This is a genomic window from Cryptosporangium arvum DSM 44712 (genome assembly GCF_000585375.1).
Taxonomy (GTDB): Bacteria; Actinomycetota; Actinomycetes; order Mycobacteriales; family Cryptosporangiaceae; genus Cryptosporangium; species Cryptosporangium arvum.
Window position 1 is genome coordinate 7,321,238 of record NZ_KK073874.1, and the last position, 25,087, is coordinate 7,346,324.

Genomic DNA, 25,087 nt, shown 5'->3' on the forward strand with positions numbered 1-25,087 from the left:
AAAATTGTACGTCCGACCGTCGGACGCAGTCATCATATGGGCACGTACACATGAGTCGCAACCGCGAAAAAGGGGGCCGCTCCAGAACGGAGCGGCCCCCTTTGTACGAGCTAGCTGCAGACGGCGCCGGTGGCGGCGGAGCCGACGAGCTTGGCGTACTTGGACAGGACGCCGGTGTCGTAGGTGGGCGGGAGGGGCTTCCACTCCTGCCGGCGACGCTCCAGCTCGGCCTCGTCGACCAGCAGGTCCAGCGTCTGGGCGTTCAGGTCGAGCCGGATCCGGTCGCCCTCCTGCACCAGCGCGATCGGACCTCCGTGCGCGGCCTCCGGGGCGACGTGCCCGATGCACGGCCCGGTCGTCCCGCCGGAGAACCGGCCGTCGGTGAGCAGCAACACGTCCTTGCCGAGGCCCGCGCCCTTGATCGCGCCGGTCACCGCGAGCATCTCGCGCATGCCGGGGCCACCCTTCGGGCCCTCGTTGCGGATCACGATCACGTCGCCCTTGTTCAGCGTGTTGTGGGTGACCGCGTCCATCGCGCCCTGCTCGCCCTCGAACACCCGCGCGGTGCCCTCGAACACCTCGTACTCGATGCCGGCCGACTTGAGCACGGCACCGTCGGGCGCCAGCGAGCCGCGCAGCACCGTGATGCCACCGACCGGGTGGATCGGGTTCTGCACCGCGTGGATGATCTTGCCGTCCGGGTCCGGCGGAGCGATCTCGGCGAGGTTCTCGGCCAGCGTCCGACCGGTCACGGTCAGGCAGTCGCCGTGCAGCAACCCGGCGTCGAGCAGCGCCTTCATCACGACCGGCACGCCGCCGATCTCGTCGACGTCGGTCATCACGTACTGACCGAACGGCTTCACGTCGGCCAGGTGCGGCGTGCGCCGGCCGATCTCGTTGAAGTCCTCGAGCGTGATGTCGACCTTCGCCTCGTGGGCGATCGCCATCAGGTGCAGCACCGCGTTCGTGGAGCCGCCGAGCGCCTGCACCAGCGTGATCGCGTTCTCGAACGCCTCGCGGGTCATGATCTGACGCGCGGTGATGCCGTTCTTGATCAGGTTGATCACGGCCTCGCCGGACTTCACCGCGTACCCGTCGCGACGACGGTCGGGCGCCGGCGGCGCGGCCGAACCCGGCAGTGACATGCCCAGCGCCTCGGCCGCGCTGGCCATCGTGTTCGCGGTGTACATGCCGCCGCAGGCGCCCTCGCCCGGACAGATCGCTCGCTCGACCCGGTCGACCTCGTCGCGGCTGATGAGCCCGCGGGCGCAGGCCCCGACGGCCTCGAACGCGTCGATGACGGTGACCGTGCGGCCGTCGATCTTGCCGGGCAGCGTCGATCCGGCGTAGAGGAAGACCGACGCCAGGTCGAGGCGCGCGGCGGCCATCAGCATGCCGGGCAGCGACTTGTCGCAGCCGGCCAGCAGGACGCTGCCGTCCAGCCGCTCCGCCTGCATCACGACCTCGACCGAGTCGGCGATGACCTCACGGCTGACCAGCGAGTAGTGCATGCCGACGTGGCCCATCGAGATGCCGTCGGACACCGAGATCGTGCCGAACTCCATCGGGAACCCGCCGGCGGTGCGCACGCCTTCCTTGGAGGCCTTCGCGAGCCGGTCGAGCGAGAGGTTGCACGGCGTGATCTCGTTCCACGAGGACGCGACGCCGATCTGCGGCTTGGCGAAGTCCTCGTCCTTCATGCCGACGGCCCGGAGCATGCCGCGGGCCGCGGCCTTCTCGAGACCGTCGGTCACGTCGGTGCTGCGTGGTTTCAGCGGATGCGTCATACGAGTTCCTCGGCTGGGCCTTCCGGGGAAGGCGCGGGTGAGCGACGGTCGGCGCGGGGCCGACCCGCCGCCGGTGGGGAGCGTCCCGTGACCGGGGCCGGGGTAGCGGCCGTGAGCGGCAGCCGCGGTGACGGCAGCGAGCTCGGCGCCCGGGACGGCGGGGCAGCGCGGTGCCACGAGCCTACGCCGCCCCGGGCGCGCCGGACCTGCGACACTGGAAGGGTGAGCACCCAGACCCCGGCCAAGCCGGTCCGCGTCCGGTTCCGGCAGAGTTTCGCCACCGTCGCCGCGATCCTGCTGATGGCGATCGGGGCGTTCACGATCGCCGGTCAGAGCTGGTGGTACGCGCCGGTGATGGTGGTCCCGCTGGCCGCGCTGTGGTGGGTGATCCGCACCGGTGTCGACGTCGACGCCGAGCACCTCACGATCCGGCGCGCGTTCGGGCGCCGGACGCTGCGCTGGGACGAGATCGAGGGTTTCCTCTCGTCCCGGGGGCGGGTCTCGGTGCAACTGGTCGACGGCGGCACGCTCCGGCTACCCGCGGTGACCCCCGCGACCCTCCCCCGGCTGATCGAGTCGGTCGGGCTCACCACCCCCGGACCCGAACGCGCACAGGAGACCGTCACCGAGGCGTGACCGACGGCGCTGGGAGGTGCCGGTTAGGCTCGGTGCATGTCCGGGCCCACACGGCAACGAGCCTTGCGTCCGCTGGTCGTCGCGGCGACGACCCTGGTACTGGCGCTGGCCGGCTGCTCACTCGGCGCTCCCGACGAGACGGAGAGCGGCGAGTCACCGAACCTGCCGACGCCCAGCGCGTCGCCCACCGCCCCCGGCGGATCCGAGGAGGACGACGGGGTCGGCGTCCAGGTGCTGGTGAAGAACCTCCAGGTGCCGTGGGGGCTCGCCTTCCTCCCCGACGGGAAGGCGCTGGTCACCGAACGCGACACGCGGCGGATCCTGTCGATCACGCCCGGCGGCCGCGCGACCCCGGTGCAGACCATCCAGGACGCCTACTCCGGCGGTGAGGGCGGCCTGCTCGGTATCGCGGTCTCACCGAAGTACGCGACCGACAAGACGGTCTACCTCTATTACACGACACGCACCGACAACCGCATCGCGTCGCTGGTGCTGGGTCAGCAGCCGCAGCCGATCGTCACCGGCATCCCGGTGTCGGGCATCCACAACGGCGGCCGGCTCGCGTTCGGCCCCGACGGCTATCTCTACGCGGGCACCGGCGACGCCTCCGAGCGTGGCCGCGCGCAGGACCTGAAGAGCCTCGGCGGCAAGATCCTGCGGATGACCGGCGCGGGCAAACCGGCGCCGGGCAACCCGTACCCGAATTCGCTGGTGTGGTCCCGGGGCCACCGGAACGTCCAGGGCCTCACCTGGGACTCGAAGAAGCGTCTCTGGGCCACCGAGTTCGGCCAGAACGAGTGGGACGAAGTGAACGTCATCACCAAGGGCGGCAACTACGGCTGGCCGACGGTGGAGGGCATGAGCAACGACAAGCGGTTCACCAAGCCGCTCGTCGCCTGGAAGCCCGACGTGGCCTCGCCAAGCGGCGCGGTCGTCATCGGGTCGAACCTGCTGGTCGCCGCGCTGAAGGGTGAACGGCTCTGGGTGGTGACGCTCGACCCGGAGAAGGGCACGGTCGACGGCACCCCGCGGGCGATGCTGCAGAACCGGTACGGTCGGTTGCGGACGGTGGCCTCCGCCCCGGACGGATCGGTCTGGGTCGCGACGTCCAACCGGGACGGGCGCGGCAACCCCACCGTGGACGACGATCGCATCCTGCGGATCATCCCGCCCGGTTCGAGCGGCGTGGACGTGCTCTAGCGGGTTAGCCGCCCGAGGATTCCGGTAAAGAGAAGACATCGTGGGTTCTGACTCGATTCCGACGCCGCCCGACGACGCCGACGCCACTCCCGTGACGTCGGACGAGAAAGCAGTGACGGAGCCGGACGCGCCGGCGCACGGCAGGCACCGGCTGGCCCGGCTGCGCTCGGTACGCGGGCCGAAGTGGCTGCGTACGGGCGTGCTCGCGTTCCTGATCGCGCTCGTCGGCACGACGCTGGGGCTGCAGCTCGGCGGGCGGGCCGAGGTCGAGATCGGCCCGTTCCAGATGCAGCTGGCCGCGCAGCCGTCGCTGAGCGGCGGCTCACAGCTGCGCATCCCGCCGCTGGGCGCGATCTCGATCCAGAGCCACAGCGGCCCGATCCGGCTGGTCGCGCGGGTCGACGGGCTGAACGAGTCGGAGACCAGGCAGCTGATCGCCGACCCGGCACGCATCGAGGAAGCCACCGACCTCACCACCGGAGACGTCCGCTCGGCGCTGGAGACGCTCGCGCTGCGTGCGATCGGTGCGGGGCTGCTGGGCGCGGTCCTGCTCGGGGCGATCGCGTTCCGCGACGTCCGGCGAACGGCGATCACCGGCGGTATGGCGGTCGTCCTGCTCGCCGGTAGCAGCGGCATCGCGGCCGCGACCCTCAACCCGAACAGCCTGAGCCAGCCCCGCTACGAGGGGCTGCTGACGAACATCCCGGCGCTGATCGGTGACGCGCGGTCGATCTACGACAACTACGGCCAGTACCGGGGTCAGCTCGTCTCGATCCTCACCAACATGAGCAAGGTCTACGAGGCCGTCTCGACGCTGCCGAACTACCAGCCCGACCCCAACACGATCCGCGTGATGCACGTCAGCGACCTGCACAACAACCCCACCGCCTGGCAGGTGATCGGCACGATCGGCAACCAGTTCCAGGTCAACGCGGTGTTCGACACCGGCGACCTGACCGACTGGGGCAGCGCGACCGAGGCCAACCTGTACGCGAGCAACATCGCCGCGCTGAAGGTGCCGTACGTGTTCATCCGCGGCAACCACGACTCGACCGACGTCGCTCGTGCGGTCGCGACGAACCCGAACGCGGTCGTGCTCGACGACACCGTGCGCCAGGTGGCCGGCCTGACCGTTGCCGGCGCCGGCAGCAGCCGGTTCACGCCGGACAAGACCACCGGCGACGACAACGCGGGCAAGGACGTCGAGGCGCAGTCCGGTGACGCGCTCGCGGACACCGTGCAGCGGTACAACCGGGAGAACGAGAAGTCCGTCGACGTCATGATGGTGCACGAACCAGCGGCCGCCGAACCGCTCAAGGACCGCGGGCCGCTGATCCTGGCCGGGCACACCCACGAGCGGAAAGTCGAGGCGCTCGACAAGGACACCCTGCTGATGATCGAGGGGTCGACGGGAGCCGCCGGCCTGCGTGGCCTCCAGGGCGACACGCCGAAGTCGTTCGAGATGACCGTGCTCTACTTCGCGCAGGACGGCGCGCTCAAGGCATACGACGAGATCACCGTGAGCGGGTCGGGGCAGTCGCAGGTGGAGCTGCGCCGGGTCATCGTCGGCCAGCGCAACGCGGTTCCGGCGGCCACGGTCACGGCGACGCCGAGCGGCACCGTGACCGTGACCCCGTCGGCCCCGAACACCCAGCCGGTGATCCCGTCCCCTACCCCGTCGGGCTCGCCGACGGTGACCCCGACGCCGTAGTCACGAGCCTCATCCCCACGTTCGGCTGGTAGGCCCACCAGTACGTGTCCTGCGGGGTGGAGCCCACGGTGACGATCTTGATCCGACCGGCGCCGTCGATCGTCACCCGGCTGGGCGGCCGGGCGTAGGAGCCGACGTGGACGGCGCCGATCGCGGTGAGGTCGTCCGGTTCGCCACGCAGCACGAACAGCTGCGTGACCACGCGCGACCGGCGCTGGAACTCGCAGGCTTCCGCGCTCATCCCGGGCGGGCACGCGTCGTCCTGCAGGCCGGCCGTCGTGCAGCCGAGCGTGACGAGGTAGTCCGGGCGGCCGTCGCGGTCGATGTCCGCGCGGAACGCGTTGAAGTCCATGACCGTGTAGGTCCAGTCGAAGCCGTCGTGGGCGACCGTCGCCCGCCCGTCCCGGAACTCGACGACCGGGCCACCGCAGTTGCCCTTGGTCACGGCGCTCAGGTCCATCCGGGCATCGCGGATCGTGAGTTTCCAGGAGTCGTCGGTCGGGCTCGGGGCTGGTGAGGTGGCCGTGGCTGTGGTCGTGTCCGTGGCCGGGACGACACGCTCGGGTTGCTGGTTCAGGCCGGCGAGGGCCGCGCCGGCCCCGAGGATCACCAGCACCGCGGCCACCGCGCCGACGACGCCGGCCCGGCGGCGCTGGCGCCGAACGGTGGCCCTGGCGGTGCCGGGACCAGGGCCGGCCATCGTCGTCGTGGCGCGGAAAGCGGCGAACCTGTGCCGGAGCGGATCAGTGTTCACGGAGCGCTCCCGTCCGGTCGGTGGAAGAGATTTCGTCGGGGCCGAGTTCGACGGCGAGGCGGCCGCGGGCGCGGTGCAACCACGATTTGACCGTCCCGGCGGGCACCCCTTCCCGGTCGGCGATCTCGTCGATGCCCAGGTCGCCCAGGTAGAACAGGACGACGGCCCGGCGCTGCTGCGGCGGCAACGCGGCCAGTGCGGCGACCAGGTCGAGCCACTCCGGGTCCGGTGGCGGCGCCGGCTCGGCCCGCTGCTGGCGGCGGTGGGCGAACGCGACGCGGATCCGGCGCCAGCGGCTCACCGCGAGCCGGTACGCGACCGTACGCACCCAGGCCACCGGGTCGCCGTAGCCCGACACCCGCGACCAGCGTCGCCAGGCCCGGCAGAACGCCTCCTGGGTGATGTCCTCGGCTTCCGCGCGGTCGCCGAGGTACGCCGCGATCTGAGTGCCTATCGCCGCGAAGTTCGCGGTGTAGAACTCGTCGAACTCGTGTTCCGCAGTCACGCCCCCTTGTCACGCGGCGGACGGCCCGCCGGTTGCGTCCGCGCCGAAGTATTTTCTGCTGGTCCGAACCGGGCCAGTTCCGGCCTCGGTGGCCCGGTGCGCCCGGCGGTTCGCAGGTTAGCGTCGATCACGTGACTACCAGCGTGCTGAGCCTCGACGCCGTCCGGAACCAGTTCACGCCCGACCCGGGCTTCTTCAACACCGCGAGCCTGGGTGCTCCGCCGCGCGCCACGGTCGACGCGGTCCGGGCCGCGATCGACGCCTGGTCCCTCGGGCGGGCGACCGCCGGTGACTTCGACGTCTCGGTCGTGGGCGCGCGGGAGGCGTTCGCCCGTCTCGCCGGGGTGCCGGCGTCGTCGGTGGCGGCCGGTTCCACGGTGTCGCCGCTGGTGGGACTGGTCGCGGCGTCGCTGCCGGCCGGTTCGGAGGTGCTCGTCGCCGACGACGACTTCACGTCGCTGCTGTTCCCGTTCGCCGCGCAGTCCGGGCTTTCCCTCCGCTCGGTGCCGCTGGCGTCGCTGGCGTCGTCGGTGCGTGAGACGACCGCGCTGGTCGCGGTGTCGATGGTGCAGTCGGCCGACGGTCGCCTGGTCGACCTGGACGCGTTGCGCGCCACCGGGGTGCCGGTGCTGCTGGACACCACGCAGTCGACGGGGTGGCTGCCGGTGGACGTCTCGTGGGTCGACTACGTGGTGTGCGGCGCGTACAAGTGGCTGCTGTCGCCACGGGGCAGCGCGTTCCTGATCGTGCGGCCCGACCGGTTGGAGTCGCTGACCCCGCACGCGGCGAACTGGTACGCCGGGGCCGACATCTGGGCGTCGATCTACGGGTTGCCGCTGCGCCTGGCCTCCGACGCCCGGCGGTTCGACACCTCGCCGGCGTGGTTCTCCTGGGTGGGCACGGCGACGTCGCTCGAGCTGCTGGCCTCGCTCGACCCGTACGAGGTGCACGCCCACGACGTCGGGCTGGCGAACACGTTGCGTGCCGGGCTCGGGCTACCGGCGGGCGACTCGGCGATCGTCTCGGTGCCGATGGACGCGGCCGGCCAGGAGCGCCTGCGGGCCGCCGGTGTCCGCACCGCGGTGCGAGCCGGCGCGGTGCGCTTCTCCTGCCACCTCTACACGACGCCGTCCGACGTCGACCTGGCGCTGAACGCGCTGGTCGGCTGACGCCGTGGGGGCCGGCCTCCCGGCCCCCACGGCGTCGCCGCCGTCAGGACAACTTCTGGATGATCAGTTCGCGGACGGTCTTCGCGTCGGCCTGGCCCTTGGTGGCCTTCATGACCGCGCCGACGAGCGCACCGGCCGCCGCGACCTTGCCGCTGCGGATCTTCTCGGCGACGTCGGGGTTGGCCGCGATCGCCTCGTCGACCGCGGCACCGAGCGCCCCGGTGTCGCTGACGACCTCGAGCCCCCTCGACACGACGACCTCTTCCGGCGAACCCTCGCCCGCGAGCACCCCGTCGAGCACCTGACGCGCGAGCTTGTCGTTGATGCGCCCGGCGTCGACCAGCGCCTGAACCTCCGCCACCTGCGACGGGGTGATCGCCAGCGCGTCGAGCTCGGTGCCGGTCTCGTTGGCCTTGCGGGCGAGCTCGCCCATCCACCACTTGCGGGCCGCCTCCGGCGAGGCACCGGCCTCGATCGTGGCCCCGATGAGCTCCACCGCTCCGGCGTTCACCACCGAGGCCCAGTCGTGGTCGGACACGCCCCACGCCTGCTGGATGCGCTTGCGACGCTCGGCCGGCGGCTCCGGAAGCGTCGCGCGCAGCTCCTCGACCCACGCCGGGTCCGGCGCGATCGGCACCAGGTCGGGCTCGGGGAAGTACCGGTAGTCGGTGGCCTCTTCCTTGCTCCGGCCGGACGTGGTCTCCCCGGTGTCCTCGTGGAAGTGACGGGTCTCCTGAGTGATCTTGCCGCCGGCGTCGAGCACCCCGGCCTGGCGGATCATCTCCGAGCGCACCGCCCGCTCCACCGAGCGCAGCGAGTTCACGTTCTTCGTCTCGGTGCGGGTGCCCCAGGGCGCCCCGGGCCGGTTCAGCGACGTGTTCACGTCGCAGCGCATCGAGCCCTGCTCCATGCGCACGTCGGACACGTCGAGACCGCGGATGACGTCACGCAGCGCGGTGACGTACGCCCGGGCGACCTCCGGCGCTCGCTCCCCGGTGCCGACGACCGGCTTGGTCACGATCTCGACCAGCGGGATGCCGGCCCGGTTGTAGTCGACGAGCGAGTGCGTCGCCCCGTGGATACGACCGGTGGCGCCGCCGACGTGCAGCGTCTTACCGGTGTCCTCCTCCATGTGGACGCGCTCGATCTCGACCCGGATCGTCTCGCCGTCCACCTCGACGTCGAGGTAACCGTCGGTGCAGATCGGCTCGTCGTACTGGCTGATCTGGTAGTTCTTCGGCATGTCCGGGTAGAAGTAGTTCTTCCGCGCGAACCGGCACCAGGTGGCGATCGAGCAGTTGAGCGCGAGTCCGATCCGGATCGTCGCCGCCACCGCCGCCGCGTTGACGACCGGCAGCGAGCCCGGCAGGCCCAGGCACACCGGGCAGACCTGCGTGTTCGGCTCGGCGCCGAACACGGTGGCGCAGCCGCACCACATCTTGGTGTTCGTGCCCAGCTCGACGTGCGTCTCGAGCCCGATGACCGGCTCGTAGCGCTCGATGACGTCTACCGTCACTTGGATCCCTCCAGAGCGGGAGCGCGGCCGGCGAGCACACCCAGCGCGGCCTCGACCGCCGCGGCCACCCGGTAACACCGGTCGTCGGCCAGGGCGGGGGCCATGATCTGCAGGCCGACCGGCAGGTCGTGGTCAGCGCCGGGCGCCTTCGCCGTGCCGGCCGGAACCGAGATCGCGGGCAGGCCCGCCAGCGACGCGGGCAGCGTGCACAGGTCGGCCGCGTACATCGCCATCGGGTCGTTGACGCGCTCACCGAGCTTGAACGCCGTCGTCGGCGTCGGTGGGCTGACCAGCACGTCGCAGGTCTCGAACGCGGCCGCGAAGTCGCGGCTGATCAGCGTGCGGACCTTCTGGGCCTGCCCGTAGTAGGCGTCGTAGTAGCCCGAGCTCAACGCGTACGTGCCGATCATGATGCGGCGCTTGACCTCGGCCCCGAACCCGGCCTCCCGGGTGAGCGACATGACCTCTTCGAGGCTGTGGACGCCGTCGTCGCCGACCCGCAGGCCGTACCGGACCGCGTCGAAGCGGGCCAGGTTCGACGACGCCTCGCTCGGCGCGATCAGGTAGTACGCCGCCAGCGCGTAGCCGAAGTTCGGGCAGGAGACCTCGACGACCTTCGCGCCCATCTCCTCGAGCTTCGCGTACGCGTTCCTGGCCGCGGTCTCCACACCGGGCTCGTAACCCTCGCCGCCGAGCTCCTTCACCACGCCGACGGTGAGCCCGGACAGGTCGCCGTGGGCGCCCTCCCTGGCCGCGGCCACGACCGGCGGTACCGGCACGTTCAGGCTGGTGGAGTCGCACGGGTCGTACCCGGCGATGACCTCGTGCAGCAGCGCGGTGTCGAGCACCGTGCGGCCGAACGGGCCGGCCTGGTCGAGCGACGAGGAGAACGCGATCAGGCCGTAGCGCGACACGCCGCCGTAGGTCGGCTTGTGCCCGACGATGCCGGTGACCGCGGCGGGCTGGCGGATCGAGCCGCCGGTGTCGGTGCCGATCGCCAGCGGCGCCTCGAACGCGGCCACCGCGGCGCTGGAGCCGCCCGACGAGCCGCCCGGCGTGCGGGTGAGGTCCCACGGGTTGTGGCTCGCGCCGAACGCGGAGTTCTCGGTGGACGATCCCATCGCGAACTCGTCCATGTTGGCCTTGCCCAGGATGACGATGCCGGCCTCGCGCATCTTGCGCGTGATCGTCGCGTCGTAGGGCGGGATCCACCCCTCGAGGATCTTCGACCCCGAGGTGGTCTGCAGGCCGCGGGTGACGACCACGTCTTTCAGCGCCAGCGGCACCCCGGCCAGCGGGCCGAGCTGCTCGCCGTTCGCCTTCTGCGCGTCGACGGCCTCGGCCGCGGCGATCGCCCCGTCCTCGTCGACGACCAGGAAGGCGTGGACGTCACCGTCGACGCTCGCGATCCGGTCGAGGTGGGCGCGGGTGACCTCGACCGCGGTGACGTCACCGTCCGCGATCTTCGTGGCGAGTTCGGTGGCGGCCAGCTGCGTGAGTTCCGTGTCGGGCACCCTCACTCCTCTTCGGTCAGGATGCGCGGAACGCGGAATCGACCGTCCTCGGCGGCGGGGGCGGCGAGCAGCACCATCTCCCGGTCGATCGACGGCCGGACCTCGTCGGGCCGGAGGACGTTCGTGAGCGGCACCGCGTGGCTGGTCGGCGGGATGTCATCGGCGGCGACCTCGCCGACGCGGGCGACCGCGCCGAGGATCACGTCGAGCTGACCCGCGAACATGTCCAACTCGTCGTCGGTGACCGCGAGCCGGGCGAGCCGGGCGAGGTGCGCTACCTCCTCGCGGGAGATGGCGGGCATGGGAAAGCTTCCCCTCGTATAGAGCAATTCCTTGCGGCATCCTACGGCGCGGGCGGCGACGGCTCACACCGCGTTACGGGCGCGTCAGGCGCGGTCGCCGGCCGCGTCGGTGAGCGCCGGGACGATCGGGACCGTGCCCTCGACCACTTCGAGCGCGAGCCCGGCGGTGAACGGGCGGCGCAGCGACGCGAGCAGGACCTCGGCCACGTCGTCGCGCGAGATGCTCCCGCGCTCCACCTCGACGTCGAGCGCGACCCGGCCGGTGCCGGGCTCGTCGGTGAGCGCGCCGGGCCGGATGATCGTCCACGCGAGCTCGCGCTTCATCAGATCGTGGTCGGCGGCCCGCTTGGCCCGGTGGTAGGCCACGTAGACCTCGTCGGTGCCCTTCGGGAGCTCCCGCTCGACGCCGATCGCCGACACCATCAGGTACCGGGCCACCCCGGCGGCCTCGGCCGCGTCGGCGAGCAGGGCCGCGGCGCCGCGGTCGACGGTGTCTTTGCGGGCGGCTCCGCTGCCCGGCCCGGCGCCGGCGGCGAACACGACCGCGTCCGCACCGCGCACGACCGCCGCGACCTCGTCCACCGAGGCGTTCTCGAGGTCGAGCACGACGGCCTCGGCACCGGCCGCTTCGACGTCGGCGACGTGGTCGGGATTGCGGATGAGCGCGACCGGCTGATCGCCGTCGCCGCTCAGCAGCCGCTCCAGCCGCAGGGCGATCTTCCCGTGTCCACCAGCGATGACTACGCGCATGGCCCAACCGTATCCCCGCGCCGATAAATCCGTCGCGGGTGCGTGGCAGGCTGTGGATATGCCAGGGCCGCTGCGGATTCGTGGCTCGGTCGTCGTTCCGGAGGCCGAGCTCTACTGGCGTTTCTCCCGGTCGAGCGGGCCCGGTGGGCAATCGGTGAACACGGCCGACTCGCGCGTGGAGCTCTCCTGGGACCTGGAGAGCAGCTCGGCGCTGAGCCCGGTGCTCAAGGACCGCGCCCGGGAGCGGCTGGCCGGCCGGCTCGTGGAGGGTGTCGTCACGGTCGCGGCGTCCGAGCATCGCTCCCAGTACCGCAACCGCCTGGCCGCCGAGGAACGCCTCGCCGCCCTGCTGGCCGAGGCGATCGCGCCGCCGCCGCGCCCGCGCCGCCCCACCCGCCCGAGCCGGGGGTCGGTCGAACGACGGCTGAGCGAGAAGGCCCGTCGCTCGCAGACCAAGCGCCTGCGCCGCAACAATGACGACTGATTTATTTATTATCGACCGGTGATTTCCGGGACTTGATCCCGAAGCGGCAAACAAAGAGGATGAGTGTCCGTCAACGGCCCAGACTGTACGGAGCACAGGTGGCCTCCACGCAGCGCGAACGCAACTGATCGTCGCATCCCACGCCGCCGCGGGACACCCTCGGGAATGGTCTTGATATTTTTGGCTGGTCATCACCGGTTGCGAAATCGGCGGAGTGCGATTGTTCGGAAAAATAGCCGGGAAAACTGTCCGCGCTGATTCTTTCGGCGGCGTTCTGGATCGGGGCGGTGGTGCTCGGCGAGGCCGCTCAGTTCACCGCCATCTGGCTCTCGGCGTCGGCGGCGGAGCGGTTCGTCACCCGGCTCCGGGATCATGTGTTCGGCACGTGATCACGCTCTCGCCCGGCACCGTCGACCGGCTGGAGCATGGCGATCTCGTCGCCCGGCCTCACCGAGGACGTCGAGGAGATCGTCGGATCGGGGCCGGTGCGCGGTGTCGTCCGTATTCGGTGTCGTCCGTATTGGGTGTCGGCGCGTTCGGGGCGTCGGTGCGTTCGGGGCGTCGGTGCGTTCGGGGCGTCGGTGCGTTCGTGTTCGGCCGGGTCGGCGCCACCGATGCCGAGATCGTCACCGCCGCGAACGTGTTCGTCCGGAGCCGGCCCGACGGGTACGACACCGTGCTCGGCGGGCGCGGCCGCTTCCTCTCCGGCGGCCAGCGCCAGCGGATCGCGATCGCCCGCGCGCTGGTGCGCGACACCTCGATGCTGGTGCGCGACACCTCGATGCTGGTGCGCGACGAGCCCACGACCGGCCTGGACAGCGAGGCCGTCCGGCGCCTGCTCGGCCCGCTGCGCCGTCTGATGGCCGGCCGGACGACCGTGCTGATCACACACGACCTGCGGCTGGCAACCGAGGCCGATCACGTCGTCGAATTCGTGGCCGGACGAATTTGTTCTAGACCGATCGTTACAGAATCGGCATGATGGGCTGCGTACACGTTGGACAATCGAAGGAACAGCGATGGCGCAGCGCTTCACCGACAAGGTCGTACTGGTCACCGGGGCGAGCTCCGGCATCGGGCGCACCACCGCGCTCGCGTTCGCCCGGGAGGGCGCCACCGTCGTCGTGGCGGGTCGCCGTGCGGCCGCTCTCGACGCCACCGTGGAGGAGATCGCCGCGTCCGGCGGCAAAGCCTCCGCCGTCGTGGCCGACGTCTCCCAGGGCGACGCCATGCGAGCGGCCGTGTCCACCGCCGTGGAGAGGCACGGCGGCCTGCACGTCGCGGTGAACAACGCCGGGATGCTCGGACGGGTGGCCCCGCTGGCCGACCTGGGCGAGGACGACTGGTCGCAGGTACTGGCCACGAACCTCACCGGACTCTGGCTCGCGCTCAAACACGAGGTCACGCACATGCGGGCCCACGGCGGCGGCACGATCGTGAACGTCGCGTCGAACCTCGGCGCCCACGAACGGCGGGCCGGCTTCGGCGCGTACGCCGCAACCAAGGCCGGCGTGAGCGTGCTGACCCGCACAGCGGCGCGCGAGTACCTCGGCGACAACATCCGGATCAACGCGGTGAGCCCGGGCCCCATCGACACACCGATGTCGTTCGGGCCGGGCGAGTCGGTGGCGGACCGGGACGCAAGGCTCGCCGACTCGGTGCCGCTGGGCCGGGCCGGAATGCCGGAGGAGGTGGCGGCAGCGGTGCTGTATCTGGCCTCGGAAGAGGCGGGGTTCACGGTGGGCCATGATTTGGTGCTGGATGGAGGCGTCACCGCCTGAGTGGTGGTGGGGGTCTGGGCTGGTGGGTTCGGGCTTGGCGGGTTCCGGCCCGCCGGACTCGGCCCGCCGAACTCCGGCCCGCCGAACTCCGGCCCGCCGAACTCCGGCCCGCCGAACTCCGGCCCGCCGGCTTCGGGCCCGCCGGCTTCGGGCCCGCCGGACCGACCAGCGCAGAATCCACGGGTCGCGATTCTGCGGGGCGGAAGCCCGGGGCCGGATCTCGCGCGCCGGAAATCGTGCGCTCGAACGCAGCGTGCCTGGTCACTGGCGGATCCGCGCTGAATGGATTTGCGATGAATGGATCCGCTCTGGTCGATCCGCGCTGGTGAGTCGCGCCCCGCTGGGTTCAGCTCCGCTGGTCCGCCCGCCGGACCCGCCTTCTGGGCCGCCATTCGGGTCGCCGCACAGGGTCTCCGCCAGACTTGCCTCGCCCGGCGTATCCCGCCTGGCTTACCCACGGCGGAGCCAGCACATCAGGGCCAGACAACTCAAGGCCCGCCGTGAGTCAGGCGGCCGTAGGTCCCGTACGGAGCACCCGCACATCAGGCCCCAGCACGGAACGCCCGCACGGTTGGCCCAGTGAGCAACTCCGACGCGGCAGGCCTGGGGCGGAAGACCTCGACGCGGTGGGCATTGGGCAGCGCCGACGCGGGCCCCGGGCGGAAGACGCGGGCGGAAGCGCGAGACGAAAGGCCTCCACTTCACGAGCCCTCACGAATAGGCCCGGCACGGGAAAGGCGCAGGGCGAAGGCCTCCACGCTTCACGAGCCCTCACGAATAGGCCCGGTGCGGGAAAGGCCGGCACGGAGAAGGCCGGCACGGAGAAGGCCGGCACGGAGAAGGCCGGCACGGAGAAGGCCGGTGCGGAAGAAGCTCTGCGGGTCAGAGGCGGGCGGGTGCTGGGGTGGGGGTGGAGACGGAGCGGCGGTGCACGGTGTGGACCGTCAAGGCGGTCGCGGCGGCGGCGGCTGCGACGCTCCAGAAGGCTCCGGTCGCGGTCGCCGGCAGCACTCCCATCAGGCCGACCGTCGCCAACACGCGGAACACGACCGCGGGCAGGCGGATCCCAGCCCCGGGCAGGGCGTGCGCGATCACGACCGGGACGGACGTCAACGCCACGATCGCCGCGAGCAGCGCGGCGCCGACCGGCCACACCACGACGCCGGCCGCCAACGCCCCGACCACGGTGAGGACCAAGACCGCACGGTGCCGGGGTGTGGAGCGCAGCAACGCGCCCTCCAGCCCGGCGCCGGGCACGCAGCACAGGAGCACCCACACCATCGGCGCCCCACCACCCCCACCGACCACCGCGGACGCCGCGAGCACGAGCCCCACCAGCACCGCCGCAGCCGCACCGGCCGCCACCAGCGGGCGAGATCGTCGCACCTCGTTTCGCGTCATGGACCCACCCTGCCCGACCGTGTCCACAGACACAGTGGAGCCCCGTGCCGACCCGGGGGTAGACCTAGCTCTACCCCCGCAGCGCCGGTCCGTTTTCACCGTCGTGCTTGCGTGATGCCACCGCCACAACTACGCCCTAGTCCTTGTCGGCTTCTGACGCCTCCTCGGTGGTCTCGGTCTCGGCGTTCGGGTCGCCGATGGTGGCTACCGCTCGGGCGGCGTCGGGGCCGTCAGCGAGCAGAACCTTGAACCCGGCCTCGTCGAGCACCGGCACCTTCAACTGCACGGCCTTGTCGTGCTTGGACCCGGGCGACTCCCCCACCACCACGAAGCCGGTCTTCTTCGAGACCGAGCCCGACACCTTGCCGCCGCGGTTCTGGATCTCCTCCTTGGCCGAGTCACGGCTGAAGTCCTCCAGCGACCCGGTGACCACCACCGTGACACCCTCGAGCGGGCGCGGCCCCTCTTCGACCGCCTCCTCTTCGAGCCGCACGCCGGCCGCGCGCCACTTCTCGACGATCTCGCGGTGCCATTCGATCTCGAACCACTCGTGCACGGCGGTGGCGATCGTCGGGCCGACGCCCTCGGCAGTAACGAGTTCTTCGGCGCTCGCCTCGGCGATGCGGTCGATCGAACGGAACGATCGGGCCAGCGCCTGCGCGGCGGTGGGACCCACGTGCCGGATCGACAGCGCGACGAGCACACGCCAGAGCGGACGCTCCTTCGCCGCCGCGATCTCGACGAACAGCCTCTCGGTGTTCTTGGTGGGCACCGACGGGACCTTCGGCGTGCCCTTCGTGTAAAAGAACGGGACGAGCTCCTCGTCGCCGGTCTTCTTGTTCACTCGCTTGATCGCGACGTCGGCGAGCGCGTCGGGCGTCAGCGCGAAGAGGTCGCCCTCGTCGGCCAGCGGTGGCGTCTCCGGAGCGTCCGGGTGCGTGAGCGCGATCGCCGCCTCGTAACCGAGTGCCTCGATGTCGAGCGCGGACCGGCTGGCCAGGAAGAAGATCCGCTCCCGCAGCTGCGCCGGGCAGGACCGCGAATTCGGGCACCGGATGTCGACGTCGGCTTCCTTCATCGGCCGCAGCTCGGTGCCGCACTCCGGGCAGTGCGTCGGCATGACGAACTCGCGTTCGTCGCCGGTCCGCAAATCGGCGACCGGCCCGACGATCTCCGGGATGACGTCGCCGGCCTTGCGCAGCACGACGGTGTCGCCGATCAGCACGCCCTTACGCTTGACCTCGTTGGCGTTGTGCAGCGTCGCCATCTCCACGGTGGAGCCGGAGACCAGGATCGGTTCCATCACGCCGTACGGGGTGACCCGGCCGGTGCGCCCGACGTTGACGCGGATGTCGAGAAGCTTGGTGTTGACCTCTTCCGGCGGGTACTTGAACGCGATCGCCCAGCGCGGAGCACGCGAGGTGGATCCGAGTCGACGCTGGGCACCGACCTCGTCGACCTTGACCACGACACCGTCGATCTCGTGCTCGACCGAGTGCCGGTTCTCCCCGAAGTTCTCGATGTACGCGCGCACCTCGTCGAGCGTGTCGAGCACCTGGTAGTGCGAGGAGACCGGCAGGCCCCACGCCTTGAGCCGGTCGTAGGCCTGCGACTGCCGGGTGAGAGTGAAGCCCTCGCGGGCGCCGATGCCGTGCACGAGCATCCGCAGCGGCCGCGACGCGGTGACCCGGGGGTCTTTCTGGCGCAGCGAACCGGCCGCCGCGTTGCGCGGGTTGGCGAACGGCGCCTTGCCCGCCTCGACCAGGCTCGCGTTCAGATCACCGAAGGCCTCGACCGGGAAGAAGATCTCTCCCCGTACCTCGACCAGCGCCGGGACGTCGTGGCCGCCGTCGTCGGAGAGCACCGTCGGCACGTCGGCGATCGTCCGGACGTTGAGCGTCACGTCCTCGCCGGTGACGCCGTTGCCGCGGGTCAGTGCCCTGGTCAGGCGGCCGTTCTCGTAGAGCAGGTTGATCGCGAGCCCGTCGATCTTGAGCTCGCAGAGGTAGTGGATGTCGGTGCCGACCTCGCGGTGGACGCGCTCGGCCCACTCGGTGACTTCCTCCTGGCTGAACGCGTTGTCGAGGCTGAGCATCCGCTCCAGGTGGTCGACCGCGGTGAAGTCGGTGGAGAAGGTGCCCCCGACCCGCTGGGTCGGCGACTCGGGGGTCCGCAGGTCGGGATGGGCGTCCTCGATGGCCTCGAGCTCGCGCATCATGCGGTCGTAGTCGGCGTCGGACACCGTGGGCGCGTCGGAGACGTAGTACGCGAACTGGTGACCGAGGATCTCCTCGGCCAGTGCGTCGTGCTGCTTGCGAACCTCCGCCGGTGCGGGGTTCGGCACCTCTGTCTCGTCCACGCTCATGCCTCCGGATCCTTGACCAGGCTGCGACCGGCCTCGCGTACCTGTGTCAGCACAGCTCGCGCACGGTCATCGCCGGCACCGGCGAGCCCGCAGGTGGGCGTGACGACCACCTGCCTCGCCAGCGACGCGGGATCGAACCCCAGCCGCTGCCACAACGTCCGTACCGGCACCACGCTAGTGGCCGGGTCCGACAGTTTCCGTTCCCGCGCGCGGGCGGCAACGCGCTGATCAGCGGTGGTGACGGCCGACACCGGGAGAAGCGCGGGCACCATCCCGGCGAACAGCCCGAGCCCGGCGTCGAGCTCCTCGCCGATCGTGTCGATGGCGCGGGCACTCCACCGGTCGGCGGGGCCGAGCAGCGTCAGGTCGGCCGACACCGCGACGGCCCCGGCCCTCCGGAACAGCCCCCACGGCACGTCCGCGGCACAGCAGTGGAACACGACCGGCACGCCGACCTTCTCCACCAGCGTCGCGAGCACCGACTCCACCGTCGGTTCCTCCGGGCGCCGCAGCATCCCGTACCCGCTCGGTGTCTTGATGTGCCCGGCCAGCACCGCCGGCAGCGTCGGCTCGTCCAGCTGCAGCAGCAGCTCGGCCCCGGGCACCCGCCTGCGGACGTCGGCGAGGTGCGCGATCAGCCCGTCGAGCAACGACTCGGCGAGGTCACGGACGGCGCCGGGGTCCGACACCGCCGCGACCCCGTTGTGCAGCTCGAGCGATGCGGCAAGCGTCCACACGCCCGCCGCCTGGACCTTCAGTGGCCCGGAGTAGCCGTCGGCCTGCTCGGTCAGCGCGTCGAGATCCCGCTCCATCAGGTCGAGCGCCCGGCGCAGGTCGTGGCCGGGCCGGTCGACCAACCGCCACCCGGACGGCTGCAGATCGACCGGCAACTCCACCAGGAGCGAGGCGCCCCGGCCGATCAGGTCCGAACCGGGGCCGCGGTTGGGCAGCTCCGGTAGATACGCCAGGTCGGGCAGCTCGCCCAGTACCGTGCGAACGCTTTCGATCACGTCGGTGCCCGGCATCGATCCGACGCCGGTCGCCGCACCCTCGGGCCACGGATATTCCACGTCGAAACCTTATGCGAGCAGGTGCGCCACGGCGCGCGCGAGCGCTTGGTCGGCCGGCACCTCGACGTGCGGCACCACGCCGGTGCCCTCCCAGTTGCCGCCGGTGCGCGGGCTCACCGACCGGGCCACCGGGATCGTGACCCGCAGATGCGGATGGATCTGGATCCGGTCGACGGGATGCGCACCGCCTCGAGTGGTCTCGCCGATCAGCGTCGCGCGCCCGAGCTCCTTGAGGTCCCAGGCCAGCTCCTCGCCGCCGGAGAACGTGAATGCGCTGGTGAGCACGACGACCGGCAGGTCAGGCCCGAGCCAGGGCCCCGGCACGTGCGACTGGGTCCAGAACTGCCGGGTCTCGTCGGACGCGCGGAAGTAGATGTCGTTGAGCTGCACGGGCTCGGGCCCGAAGAGGTAGCTGCAGACGAACGCGACCATGTCGGGCGACCCGCCCCGGCACCGCCGCAGATCGAGGATCAGACCATCGGCGCCGTGGGCCAGCGTCATCGCCGCCGCCATCGCGGGCCCCGAGATCACCGGCGGCCACAGCAATTCGATCTCGACGTACGCCAAGTTGCCCTCGAGCCGCTCGACCTTCGGAACGCCGCCGGCCCTCCTGGCCGCCTCCCGCGCCTCCACCTCGTACTCGACCGCGTCGTCGGCGTCTTTTTCGCCGGTGGATAGAGGTAACGCCTCGTCGGTGAACTGGAGGCGGAGGTGTTTGTCGCCGTTTATCGACTGCAGGTCTTCGGTGACCAGCGCGGCCAGTTCGGCCGGCGCGAGTTCGTCGCCGTAGCGACCCCGTGCGGCACTCACCGCGTCGGCGGCACGGCGGCCGACCTCGGGAAACACATACTGATCGAGCAGCTCGATGGTGCGGTCGACGATCTCCCCGTTTCGCATGTCCACAGTGAAGCAGCGTCATTGACAAAGCGTCAAGAGATCTTGACACTTGTGGACATGGACGAGCACCTGGAGATCTCCGAGCCCGCTCAGCACAAGGCGCTGGGGCATCCGCTCCGGCACCGATTGCTGATGGCGCTCGGCCAGCAGCCGGCGACGATCAGCCAGCTCTCCCGGACGCTCGAGCAACGGAAGGGCAACATCGCCCATCACATGGACGTGCTGTACACCGCACACCTAGTGGAGATCGCGGAGACCCGCACGGTTCGCGGTGGCACCGAGCACTACTACCGGCGGGCCGCACGAAGGCTGACGTTCCTCGACCCGGACGCCACCCCGATCGTGCTGCGCGCGGTGGCCGACGAACTTGCCGTCTCCGAGGAGATCGGCGGCCGCCTGCGCAACGTGCGGCTCACCGCCGAACAAGCACGCGCCGTCACGAGCGCGATCGAGGAGGTGATCGATGACCTCGAAGACGCCGGTGACGACGCGGAGCGGTACGGCCTGCTGGCCGCGGTCTGGAAACCACAGCCAGCAGGCACGTCGTGATCAGGAGGTGAGGTCGTACACCGTTGTTCCGCCCACGGTCGTGGCCGTGTAGTTCGCCTCCACCCAGGTGGTGATCTGCGTCAGCACGGAGCCAGTTCCGCCGCCCTGTCCGCCGCCGCCGCCCTGTCCGCCCGCGATGAAGTAGCCGATCGTGCCCGCCTTCACCAGGGCCTGGAACTTCGCCAGCGTCGTCGATTCGTCGGTGCCGCTCCAGCCACCGATCGACATCACCGCCTTGCCGGTGCTCAGCTCCAGTGAGGCGGCGGACTGCGAGGAACCGACCGCGGCGGCCCAGGTCGCGTCGGACTTCGCCAGTAGAGCGCTCAACTCCGCGCTCGTCGTGGTGCCGCCTCCTCCACCGGGTCGGCTCCCCGCCGTTGAACCACCACCGTCCCCCGACGACGCCGAGCCCCCCGCCGTGGAGGAACCCGCCGTGGAGGAACCCGCCGTGGAGGAACCCGCGGATGCACTCGAGGTAGAGGAATCCGCGGATGCACTCGACGTAGAGGAACCTGCGGATGCACTCGACGTAGAAGAACCAGCGGATGCACTCGAGCCGGTCGAAGAGCCTCCGGGGCCGCCTGACGGCATCGCGCCCGAGGGCGGAGTGCCGCCGCGATTACCGCCGCCGCCTGGGCCGCCCATCGTGGCGGTCGAGACCGGGCCGGCGGTCGGAGTACTGCCCGAGTGGGCGGTGCCCGCGGTCTGCACGGCGTAGGCGCCGCTTCCGGCCAGCCCGGTCAGTACGCCCGCGAGCAGCGCCACCGTCGCCAGCTTCTTCCATCGACCGGAGAACGCCAGCGCGGCCGCCGCCGCCAGCGCACCGGCCACCACCACGTACCGCAGCGGCGAGTACCAGTCCGCGGTGCGGTTCAGCAGCACATAGCTCCACACCCCGGTCACCCCGACCATCGCCGCGAGCAGAACCCGAGCCACGACCGCACGCCCGCCCACGACCGCACGCCCGCCCGCAACCGCACGCCCGCCCACAACCGCACGCCCGTCCACAACCGCTGCCCGCTCGTGCCACAGCAGACGCCCCGATATCGCCAACGTCGCGACCACCCCGGGTGCCATCGCCACCGTGTAGTACTCGTGCACCGTGCCCTCCATGAACGAGAGCACCAACCCGGTCACCAGCGTCCACCCGCCCCACAAAATCAGCCCGGCCCGGGTGCGGTCGGTGCGCGGACGGCGGATCGTCCAGGCCACCCCGGCCACCAGCGCGATCAGCGAAGCCGGCAGCAGCCACGAGATCTGGCCGCCCATGTTCTCGTTGAACAAACGGAACAATCCCGCCGTCCCGCTGAAGCCGTTCCCGTTGCCCTCACCGCCGGTCAGGCGGCTCAGCCCGTTGTAACCCAGCGCCAGCTCCAGCGCGCTGTTGCCTTCCGAGCCACCGATGTACGGGCGTGACGTCGCCGGCCACAACTCGACGAGCGCGATCCACCAGCCTGCCGACACCACGAGCGCCAAACCGGCGAGCAGGAGCTGTCCGATGCGGCGACGCAGTCGGGGCGGGCCGGCCACCAGGTACACCAGCGCGAAGGCCGGCAGGACGAGGAACGCTTGGAGCATCTTGGTGAGGAAACCGAAGCCCAGCGCCGACCCGGCCAACAGCAGCCAGCCCGTGCGTCCGGACTCCACCGCACGCACCATGGCGTAGCCACCGGCCACCAGCAGCAGCGTCAGCAGAGCGTCCGGGTTGTTGAAGCGGAACATCAGCACGGCGACCGGTGTGAGCGCCAGCGCGGCCCCGGCGAAGAGGCCGGCCGCGTGGCCGAACCACCGTTTCACGGCGGCGTAGAGGAGCCCCACCGCGGCGACGCCCATCAGGGCCTGCGGCACGAGCATGCTCCAGCTGTTGAAGCCGAACAGCCGGCCGGACAGGCCCATCACCCAGAGGGAGGCGGGCGGCTTGTCGACCGTGATGTAGTTCGCGCTGTCCAACGAGCCGAACAACAGGGCCTTCCAGCTCCGCGTACCGGCCTGCACCGCGGCGGCGTAGAACTCGTTGGCATAGCCGGACGCGGAGAGGTTCCAGAGGTAGAGCACGGCCGTGCCGAGCAGCAGCACGAGCACCGAGAGCCGGCGGGCCGGAAACGTCCGGCCCGCAGGCCGGACGGCGCGTAGCGGTTCGGGCCGGGAGAGGGTGGCGGTCATGCCTCGACGATCGGCGGCCGCCCTGATGTGCTCCGGTGAATCCGCTGAGCGGATCCTGTGAACGTCGGAACCGGTCAAGCCGGAGTGGCGACGGCCTTCCGGGCGGAGTCGATCGTGGCCGAGCCGATCACCACGTCGCCCTCGTACAGCACGACGGCCTGGCCGGCCGCGACGCCCCGCGCGGGCGTGTGCAGCCGGACGACCCAGCGCCCGCCGTCGGGGACCGCGGTGGCCGGGAAGGTCTGGCCGTGGGCCCGCAGCTGAGCGACGCACTCGAACGGCTCGGTGCGCTCGCCGTTCGTCCAGACCGGGCGCACACCGACGACCTCGTCGACGTCGAGCGCCTCGGCCGGGCCGACGCGGACGGTGTTCTCGACCGGCGAGATGTCGAGGACGTAGCGGGGCTTGCCGTCGGCGGCCGGCCGGCCCAGCTTGAGGCCACGGCGCTGGCCGATCGTGTACGCGTAGGCACCCTCGTGACTGCCGAGCACCTCACCGGTCTCCGCGTCGACGATGTCACCGGGGGCCTCCCCCAGCGACTTGCGGAGGAAGCCGGCCGTGTCGCCGTCGGGGATGAAGCAGATGTCGTGCGAATCGGGCTTCTCCGCGACGCCGAGCCCGCGGCGGGCGGCCTCGAGCCGGACCTCCGCCTTCGTCGAGTCGCCGAGCGGGAACATCGCGTGGGCGAGCTGGTCGGGCCGCAGCACCGCGAGGACGTAGGACTGGTCCTTGCCGAAATCGACCGAGCGCCGCAGCTCGAGCCCGCTCAACCGGGCGTGGTGGCCGGTCACCACGGCGTCGAAGCCGAGGGCCAGCGCCCGGTCGAGCACGGCTTCGAACTTGATCTTCTCGTTGCACCGCAGACACGGGTTCGGCGTGCGCCCGGCCGCGTACTCGGCCACGAAGTCGTCGACGACGTCGCGGCCGAACTCGTCGGCCATCGCCCAGACGTAGAACGGGATACCGATGACGTCGGCCGCGCGGGCGGCGTCCCGGGAGTCTTCGACCGTGCAGCAGCCACGGGCGCCGAGCCGGTGCTGCTGCGGCGACGGCGAGAGCGCCAGGTGGACGCCGGTGACGTCGTGACCGGCCTCGGCCGCGCGGGCAGCCGCCACCGCGGAGTCGACTCCGCCGGACATCGCCGCCAGGACACGCATCGCTACCGCTCCTCCGAATTGGTTGCTCGATACGAGCGTACCGGGGGCGGCGGACCGCTCAGTCGGGCCGGACCGACCGGGGCCGGACATCGGTGACGAGCCCGTACTCCACCGCGTCGTCCGCGGTGAGGAACCGTCCCCGGCGGAAGTCGCCGACCACGTCGTCCAGGGGCTTGCCGGTGAGTTCGGCCACCCGGGCGTGGAGCGAGTCGACCAGCTTCTGATTGGCCGCGGCCTCACCGGCGAGTTCTCCCGCGGTGCCGGTGATGTTCGGCAGCGACGGGTCCGCGAGGCGGAACCGCGCGTGCGGGTGGGCGTAGCGCTCGGCGACCGCGGTGAGCAGGGCCAGGCTGCCGCCACCGAGCTCGCCGACCACCAGCGCGTGTACCGGGACGACGAGTGCGTCCAGCGTGTCCACCAGTGTCCAGACCGCGGTGAGATCAGCGTTTCCGCTGTTCAGGCGCAGCGCCACCGGTCGCTGGGTGCGGGTGTCGAGCAGCAGCAGCCGGCTCGCGACCCGGCTCGCGACGTCGGCATCGATCGGGCCGTTGATCTGCACGATGCGTTGATCGAGGAGCCGGTCCTCCCAGAGCTCACGGACGTCCTCGGCCGGCGGCTGCGGCGGCGCGGACGGAGGCATCGGCGGGAAGGTCGGCCGCGGCGGCTCCGGGGACGGCGGCTGCGGCGGCTGCCAGTTCGGCGGGCGCCACTCGGGGTTGCCCGGCTCCCAGGGCCGGGGTCGTTCGGGCGGAAACCAGGTTGCGGACGACATACGAATCACCACCGTCGTGAAGGACGTGCGGGTCGGTCGCCCCCGGGCGGGGGCACCGGTGCTGCATACGGACGCTCCGGAGCGGGCGATGTCGGCGCGGGGTCGTCCGGCTCCGAACCCAGCCGCGCCGCCGGCCGCAGCGGCACACCCGGTCCCGGCACACCCGGTCCCGGCACACCCGGTCCCGGCACACCCGGCACCGGCACACCCGGCACCGGCACACCCGGCACCGGCGAACCCCGCTCCGGCGCAACCGGATACGCGACCGGATTCGCCGCCGGGCGCAGATACGGCAGACCGGGCGCATCGAACCGGAGCGCGACATCCAGGCGGCCGCCGAGAGCTTCGGCGTAGCGCTCGAGCGTCGACATCCGCGGGTCGACGTCACCGGCCTCCAGCCGCGCGACCGTCGACTGGGAGGTGCCCATGCGTGCGGCGATCTCGGTCTGCGAGAGCCCCGCGGCGCGGCGGTGGTCAGCGAGCGCGCTCACCGTCTCGCGCCGACGCCGCAGCGCCGCCTCCCGGAACCCCGGCAGCCGGGGCAACTCCTCGCTCATATCAAGAACGGTATCTCTGATATGAGATAAGCGCACTCCGCCGACAG

The 25,087-nt window shown here is 71.3% G+C and carries 23 protein-coding genes; 8 read left to right on the forward strand and 15 right to left on the reverse strand.

Annotated features, from left to right (window positions below):
• Nucleotides 1-110: 110 nt before the first annotated feature.
• Nucleotides 111-1,787: a dihydroxy-acid dehydratase gene (ilvD, locus tag CRYAR_RS33495; protein WP_035857188.1), complete on the reverse strand. Its 1,677-nt coding sequence runs from the start codon at nucleotides 1,785-1,787 to the stop codon at nucleotides 111-113.
• A gap of 222 nt (nucleotides 1,788-2,009) precedes the next feature.
• Between ilvD and CRYAR_RS48255 the strand changes: the two genes are divergently transcribed.
• Genes CRYAR_RS48255 through CRYAR_RS33510 form a run of 3 tightly spaced genes read left to right on the forward strand, consistent with a single transcriptional unit; the run spans nucleotide 2,010 to nucleotide 5,334 of the window.
• On the forward strand, nucleotides 2,010-2,423 hold the full coding sequence (locus tag CRYAR_RS48255) for a PH domain-containing protein (RefSeq protein WP_051571287.1): 414 nt from the start codon (nucleotides 2,010-2,012) through the stop codon (nucleotides 2,421-2,423).
• 36 nt (nucleotides 2,424-2,459) lie between these two features.
• Complete coding sequence (locus CRYAR_RS33505; protein ID WP_035857189.1) at nucleotides 2,460-3,623, forward strand: PQQ-dependent sugar dehydrogenase; 1,164 nt, start codon at nucleotides 2,460-2,462, stop codon at nucleotides 3,621-3,623.
• Nucleotides 3,624-3,663: 40 nt separating this feature from the next.
• Nucleotides 3,664-5,334, forward strand: coding sequence for a metallophosphoesterase family protein (locus tag CRYAR_RS33510; RefSeq protein WP_051571288.1), 1,671 nt, complete (start codon nucleotides 3,664-3,666; stop codon nucleotides 5,332-5,334).
• Here CRYAR_RS33510 and CRYAR_RS33515 read toward each other — a convergent pair.
• Nucleotides 5,294-6,088, reverse strand: coding sequence for a hypothetical protein (locus CRYAR_RS33515; RefSeq protein WP_035857190.1), 795 nt, complete (start codon nucleotides 6,086-6,088; stop codon nucleotides 5,294-5,296). The genes CRYAR_RS33510 and CRYAR_RS33515 overlap by 41 nt on opposite strands.
• On the reverse strand, nucleotides 6,078-6,593 hold the full coding sequence (locus tag CRYAR_RS33520) for a sigma-70 family RNA polymerase sigma factor (protein ID WP_051571289.1): 516 nt from the start codon (nucleotides 6,591-6,593) through the stop codon (nucleotides 6,078-6,080). The genes CRYAR_RS33515 and CRYAR_RS33520 overlap by 11 nt, the downstream gene beginning before the upstream one ends.
• A gap of 131 nt (nucleotides 6,594-6,724) precedes the next feature.
• On the opposite strand from CRYAR_RS33520, the gene CRYAR_RS33525 reads away from it, so the two are divergent.
• On the forward strand, nucleotides 6,725-7,762 hold the full coding sequence (locus CRYAR_RS33525) for an aminotransferase class V-fold PLP-dependent enzyme (RefSeq protein ID WP_035857191.1): 1,038 nt from the start codon (nucleotides 6,725-6,727) through the stop codon (nucleotides 7,760-7,762).
• A gap of 43 nt (nucleotides 7,763-7,805) precedes the next feature.
• On the opposite strand, the gene gatB is transcribed toward CRYAR_RS33525, so the two are convergent.
• From gatB to CRYAR_RS33545, 4 genes are all read right to left on the reverse strand, one after another.
• A complete protein-coding gene (gene gatB, locus CRYAR_RS33530; RefSeq protein WP_245620551.1) occupies nucleotides 7,806-9,278 on the reverse strand; it encodes an Asp-tRNA(Asn)/Glu-tRNA(Gln) amidotransferase subunit GatB in 1,473 nt (490 codons plus the stop codon).
• Nucleotides 9,275-10,792, reverse strand: a complete 1,518-nt coding sequence (gatA, locus tag CRYAR_RS33535; protein WP_035857192.1) for an Asp-tRNA(Asn)/Glu-tRNA(Gln) amidotransferase subunit GatA — start codon at nucleotides 10,790-10,792, stop codon at nucleotides 9,275-9,277. The genes gatB and gatA overlap by 4 nt, the downstream gene beginning before the upstream one ends.
• A 2-nt stretch (nucleotides 10,793-10,794) precedes the next feature.
• Complete coding sequence (gene gatC, locus CRYAR_RS33540; protein ID WP_035857193.1) at nucleotides 10,795-11,094, reverse strand: Asp-tRNA(Asn)/Glu-tRNA(Gln) amidotransferase subunit GatC; 300 nt, start codon at nucleotides 11,092-11,094, stop codon at nucleotides 10,795-10,797.
• An 84-nt stretch (nucleotides 11,095-11,178) separates the two neighbouring features.
• Entirely contained in the window at nucleotides 11,179-11,844 is a 666-nt protein-coding gene (locus CRYAR_RS33545; RefSeq protein ID WP_035857194.1) for an NAD(P)H-binding protein, read from the reverse strand.
• 58 nt (nucleotides 11,845-11,902) lie between these two features.
• Between CRYAR_RS33545 and arfB the strand changes: the two genes are divergently transcribed.
• From arfB to CRYAR_RS33560, 3 genes are all read left to right on the forward strand, one after another.
• Nucleotides 11,903-12,328 carry an alternative ribosome rescue aminoacyl-tRNA hydrolase ArfB gene (gene arfB, locus CRYAR_RS33550; protein ID WP_035857195.1) on the forward strand — a complete coding sequence of 142 codons (426 nt, stop codon included), beginning with the start codon at nucleotides 11,903-11,905 and terminating at the stop codon, nucleotides 12,326-12,328.
• A gap of 508 nt (nucleotides 12,329-12,836) precedes the next feature.
• Entirely contained in the window at nucleotides 12,837-13,310 is a 474-nt protein-coding gene (locus CRYAR_RS48260; RefSeq protein WP_211247766.1) for an ATP-binding cassette domain-containing protein, read from the forward strand.
• A gap of 37 nt (nucleotides 13,311-13,347) precedes the next feature.
• Complete coding sequence (locus CRYAR_RS33560; RefSeq protein ID WP_035857197.1) at nucleotides 13,348-14,109, forward strand: SDR family NAD(P)-dependent oxidoreductase; 762 nt, start codon at nucleotides 13,348-13,350, stop codon at nucleotides 14,107-14,109.
• Nucleotides 14,110-14,991: 882 nt separating this feature from the next.
• On the opposite strand, the gene CRYAR_RS33565 is transcribed toward CRYAR_RS33560, so the two are convergent.
• From CRYAR_RS33565 to CRYAR_RS33580, 4 genes are all read right to left on the reverse strand, one after another.
• Nucleotides 14,992-15,510: a hypothetical protein gene (locus CRYAR_RS33565; RefSeq protein ID WP_157018278.1), complete on the reverse strand. Its 519-nt coding sequence runs from the start codon at nucleotides 15,508-15,510 to the stop codon at nucleotides 14,992-14,994.
• A gap of 136 nt (nucleotides 15,511-15,646) precedes the next feature.
• Nucleotides 15,647-17,875: an NAD-dependent DNA ligase LigA gene (ligA, locus tag CRYAR_RS33570; RefSeq protein WP_051571290.1), complete on the reverse strand. Its 2,229-nt coding sequence runs from the start codon at nucleotides 17,873-17,875 to the stop codon at nucleotides 15,647-15,649.
• Nucleotides 17,872-18,900, reverse strand: coding sequence for a uroporphyrinogen decarboxylase/cobalamine-independent methonine synthase family protein (locus CRYAR_RS33575; RefSeq protein WP_051572312.1), 1,029 nt, complete (start codon nucleotides 18,898-18,900; stop codon nucleotides 17,872-17,874). Before CRYAR_RS33575 ends, ligA begins: the two co-directional genes overlap by 4 nt.
• Before the next feature lie 54 nt (nucleotides 18,901-18,954).
• Nucleotides 18,955-19,842 carry a S41 family peptidase gene (locus CRYAR_RS33580; protein WP_035868776.1) on the reverse strand — a complete coding sequence of 296 codons (888 nt, stop codon included), beginning with the start codon at nucleotides 19,840-19,842 and terminating at the stop codon, nucleotides 18,955-18,957.
• Nucleotides 19,843-19,899: 57 nt separating this feature from the next.
• Between CRYAR_RS33580 and CRYAR_RS33585 the strand changes: the two genes are divergently transcribed.
• Nucleotides 19,900-20,391 (forward strand): ArsR/SmtB family transcription factor, encoded by a 492-nt coding sequence (locus tag CRYAR_RS33585; protein WP_035857200.1) that lies wholly within the window; start codon nucleotides 19,900-19,902, stop codon nucleotides 20,389-20,391.
• On the opposite strand, the gene CRYAR_RS33590 is transcribed toward CRYAR_RS33585, so the two are convergent.
• The 4 genes from CRYAR_RS33590 to CRYAR_RS49230 form a co-directional block, all read right to left on the reverse strand.
• Nucleotides 20,392-22,554 (reverse strand): glycosyltransferase family 39 protein, encoded by a 2,163-nt coding sequence (locus CRYAR_RS33590; RefSeq protein WP_035857201.1) that lies wholly within the window; start codon nucleotides 22,552-22,554, stop codon nucleotides 20,392-20,394. It lies immediately after the preceding gene.
• A 74-nt stretch (nucleotides 22,555-22,628) separates the two neighbouring features.
• Entirely contained in the window at nucleotides 22,629-23,711 is a 1,083-nt protein-coding gene (mnmA, locus tag CRYAR_RS33595) for a tRNA 2-thiouridine(34) synthase MnmA (RefSeq protein WP_035857202.1), read from the reverse strand.
• A 58-nt stretch (nucleotides 23,712-23,769) separates the two neighbouring features.
• Nucleotides 23,770-24,351, reverse strand: coding sequence for an ATP-dependent Clp protease proteolytic subunit (locus CRYAR_RS33600; RefSeq protein WP_051571291.1), 582 nt, complete (start codon nucleotides 24,349-24,351; stop codon nucleotides 23,770-23,772).
• Nucleotides 24,352-24,488: 137 nt separating this feature from the next.
• Entirely contained in the window at nucleotides 24,489-25,040 is a 552-nt protein-coding gene (locus CRYAR_RS49230; RefSeq protein WP_211247767.1) for a helix-turn-helix domain-containing protein, read from the reverse strand.
• Nucleotides 25,041-25,087: the final 47 nt, after the last annotated feature.

Bases quoted from the DNA above. Each gene is read 5' to 3' on its own strand.
- CRYAR_RS33505 (WP_035857189.1), top strand. From the start codon at position 2,460: ATGTCCGGGCCCACACGGCAACGAGCCTTGCGTCCGCTGGTCGTCGCG.
- CRYAR_RS49230 (WP_211247767.1), bottom strand. From the start codon at position 25,040: ATGAGCGAGGAGTTGCCCCGGCTGCCGGGGTTCCGGGAGGCGGCGCTG.
- gatC (WP_035857193.1), bottom strand. From the start codon at position 11,094: ATGCCCGCCATCTCCCGCGAGGAGGTAGCGCACCTCGCCCGGCTCGCC.
- CRYAR_RS33585 (WP_035857200.1), top strand. From the start codon at position 19,900: ATGGACGAGCACCTGGAGATCTCCGAGCCCGCTCAGCACAAGGCGCTG.
- mnmA (WP_035857202.1), bottom strand. From the start codon at position 23,711: ATGCGTGTCCTGGCGGCGATGTCCGGCGGAGTCGACTCCGCGGTGGCG.
- CRYAR_RS33600 (WP_051571291.1), bottom strand. From the start codon at position 24,351: ATGCCTCCGTCCGCGCCGCCGCAGCCGCCGGCCGAGGACGTCCGTGAG.
- CRYAR_RS33560 (WP_035857197.1), top strand. From the start codon at position 13,348: ATGGCGCAGCGCTTCACCGACAAGGTCGTACTGGTCACCGGGGCGAGC.
- CRYAR_RS33575 (WP_051572312.1), bottom strand. From the start codon at position 18,900: ATGCCGGGCACCGACGTGATCGAAAGCGTTCGCACGGTACTGGGCGAG.
- CRYAR_RS33565 (WP_157018278.1), bottom strand. From the start codon at position 15,510: ATGACGCGAAACGAGGTGCGACGATCTCGCCCGCTGGTGGCGGCCGGT.
- ligA (WP_051571290.1), bottom strand. From the start codon at position 17,875: ATGAGCGTGGACGAGACAGAGGTGCCGAACCCCGCACCGGCGGAGGTT.
- ilvD (WP_035857188.1), bottom strand. From the start codon at position 1,787: ATGACGCATCCGCTGAAACCACGCAGCACCGACGTGACCGACGGTCTC.
- CRYAR_RS33580 (WP_035868776.1), bottom strand. From the start codon at position 19,842: ATGCGAAACGGGGAGATCGTCGACCGCACCATCGAGCTGCTCGATCAG.
- arfB (WP_035857195.1), top strand. From the start codon at position 11,903: ATGCCAGGGCCGCTGCGGATTCGTGGCTCGGTCGTCGTTCCGGAGGCC.
- CRYAR_RS33545 (WP_035857194.1), bottom strand. From the start codon at position 11,844: ATGCGCGTAGTCATCGCTGGTGGACACGGGAAGATCGCCCTGCGGCTG.
- CRYAR_RS33590 (WP_035857201.1), bottom strand. From the start codon at position 22,554: ATGACCGCCACCCTCTCCCGGCCCGAACCGCTACGCGCCGTCCGGCCT.